2 protein-coding genes and 1 pseudogene are annotated in these 2,706 nt (G+C 47.2%); 2 read left to right on the top strand and 1 reads right to left on the bottom strand.

The genetic code is table 11. The annotated features are described in order from the left end of the window. Positions 1-308, top strand: a 308-nt coding sequence (locus tag H6F50_RS07785) for a hypothetical protein (protein WP_190428123.1), incomplete at its 5' end; no start/stop codon positions are given. 29 nt (positions 309-337) lie between these two features. Here the strand turns inward: H6F50_RS07785 and H6F50_RS07780 are convergent. After that, on the bottom strand, positions 338-2,212 hold the full coding sequence (locus H6F50_RS07780; RefSeq protein WP_190428119.1) for a PAS domain S-box protein: 1,875 nt from the start codon (positions 2,210-2,212) through the stop codon (positions 338-340). A gap of 396 nt (positions 2,213-2,608) precedes the next feature. Between H6F50_RS07780 and H6F50_RS27885 the strand changes: the two are divergent. Further along, positions 2,609-2,706 (top strand): annotated as a pseudogene (locus H6F50_RS27885) (diacylglyceryl transferase); the annotation flags it as partial.

The raw sequence follows: 2,706 nt of genomic DNA, 5'->3' as shown, positions 1-2,706 counted from the left end.
TGGTCGCCGGGTTGCTTTGGATTACCATTGGTCCCTTGAGTCTCTGGGGCTTGCGCTACCCAATTTCTCTATTGCGGGAATACTTTACCTGGGCGGCAGTGCGATATGGACTTTATTACAATCCGCTGCCAGCCCTGGGACTTGCTTTGTGCATTGGCATGACAGCTTCTGTATTGGTGTGGCAAAGCCGGAATATCTTACTAGGAATATCCAGTCGGGAACAACATCGCTTAGAGCAACAGGTATATCGGATTCGCCAGCAAGGGCAAAGTCACCCGCTTTGGAAGTGGGTTTGTCAAGTCAATTAAAACTTTAATTTCTAACTTTTAATTGTTTCTCAGGCGCACCGAGACAGAGCTGGTTCGGAACGAGTCTGCCGAATCGGAATTTCAATTAAAAACTCTGCCCCCTTTCCCGGTTCGGAAACACAAGTCAATTGACCGCCGTGCTTTTCGACGACAATCTGATAGCTAATGGACAAGCCGAGTCCCGTACCTGTGCCTATCGGTTTCGTGGTAAAGAAGGGGTCAAATAACTTACGACGGACTTCCTCGTTCATCCCAGGGCCATTATCAGCAATCCGGATGGCGATGCGATCGCTGTCTTTGACCTCGGTACAAATCCGAATACAAGACTGAGGAGCCGGGGAGCCAGAAAGCCAGGGAGATACCATCTCCTGTGCCCCTTTGCTTCTGGGTCCGTCTGCCTCCTCCAGGGCATCAATCGCATTATTGAGGATATTCATTAATACCTGGTTGAACTGACCGGCATAGCACTCCACCAATGGTAGGTCGCCATATTCTTTAACGACCTCGATCGCCGGATGGGTAGCGGTAGCTTTTAAGCGGTCTTGCAGCAATCTCAGAGTGTTGTCAATGCCTTCGTGAATGTTGACCGACTTCTTTTCTGCTTGGTCATGGCGCGAGAAGTTCCGCAGAGAGGCGACAATTTGCCGAATGCGGTCAGCCCCTAACTTCATTGAGGACAGCAGTTTCGGCATATCTGCAATCACGAAATCAAGATCGATTTCATCAATCAGATCCTGGATTTCTTCAGGGGGTTCGGGGGAGTGTTTTCCATAAAGTTGCAACAACTCGATCAAGCTTTGAATATAGTGAATGGCGTAGTCGAGATTCCCGTAGATGAAACTGACGGGATTGTTGATTTCGTGGGCAATACCAGCAACCAATTGTCCCAGACTGGACATTTTTGCACTTTGAATCAACTGGGTTTGAGTTTGTTTTAATTCGCTTAAGGCTTGTTTTAGCTTTGCTGCTTTTTCTCGCAATTGCGCTTCTGATTGTCGCAAAGCTTTCTCCGCTTGCTGACGCTCTTTAACTTCCCTCTTTAGCAGCTCATTGGCGGCTTTTAATTCAGCGGTGCGTTCCTCGACTCGTCTTTCTAAGTCGTTATTTGCTTGTTCCAGCGCTGCTTGCGATCGCTTGCGTTCGGTGATATCCCTCGTTATTGTGGCAAAGCCGCGCAGCCGTCCATCTTCGCCTCGTAAAGCTGTCACGACAACATTTGCCCAAAACTGCGACCCGTCTTGGTGTAACCGTAAAGTTTCCCATTCACACCGACCGTCTAATGCCGCCTTTTTTAGAACTTGCTCAGGTTTGCCGCTCCTGCTCTCACTGGAAGGAAAAAAGCAGGAGAAATGCCGACCAATAATTTCCTCTGTCTGATACCCGTTCAGCCTTTCCGCCCCTTTGTTCCAACTAATAACTTGCCCGCTGGTATCGAGCATATAAATTGCATAGTCTTTGACATTTTTGATTAACAAGCGGAAACGCTCTTCGCTTTGCCGCAGTTCCTCTTCTGCCTGTTTGCGCTCGGTAATGTCACGGGCAGCGGCGTAAATTAATTGTTCTTCCGCGCACAGAGCGGCATTCCACAGCAGCCATTTGTAGGTTCCGTCTTTGCAGCGAAAGCGGTTTTCAAAAGTGACCGTCTCCCCGGTGCTGGATAGTTCCTGCAATTGAACCAGAGTAGATTCCCGGTCTTTGGGATGAATAAATGCAATCCACGGCTTGGCTAGAAATTCCTCAGATGTGAACAGGAGCGTTTTTTCGCACATCGGGTTCAGTCGCTTGAAATAGCCGTCGAAACCAGCGATGAAAAACATATCCAGTGAGAGCGTGAAGAAACGATTATTCTCTGCTTCCACTTTGCTGCTCTCGGTAATGGGGGATTCTGCCGCTGGGATTGCCATTTTTCACTTTACCTACCTAGTTCGCTCAAATCATCTCCTTGATGCTTTCCCTGATGTTGACGGAGACTCTAGTCCTGATTAATTCTCAAATCTGGCGATGCATGTTTACACATCATATAGTTTTTTATTTATTACTTGACAGTTATTAACAATTTTTATGCGGAAGATTTAGATTTTGCATGTACAATGCCTTGCCATATATTGCTGGCAAGAAATTTTTAATCCTTTAGCAGAGGATAGCAATCTTCTGTGAAGAGTTCCAGGAAATATAGCTTCTACAAGCTTGGGTGGGTATGATATCGTCTAGGCAACCTCTGTCTAGCTCCAGGCAACAGGGCTTGTCGGGTATATTTTCAAGCCACGAGGAGGCACTATCCTCAAGCGGAGATACAAATAATGAGTTTCCCGGTTTATTTGTGGCTGGGTTCGGTGCGGATTCACCCTCATATTTTGTTTGAGTCGTTGGCGTATGCGATCGCTTTCCGTTTATTAAT

Source organism: Coleofasciculus sp. FACHB-712, assembly GCF_014695635.1.
GTDB lineage: Bacteria > Cyanobacteriota > Cyanobacteriia > Cyanobacteriales > FACHB-T130 > FACHB-T130.
Note: the sequence above shows the minus strand (reverse complement) of the source record. Positions and strands in the feature narration are given on the sequence as shown.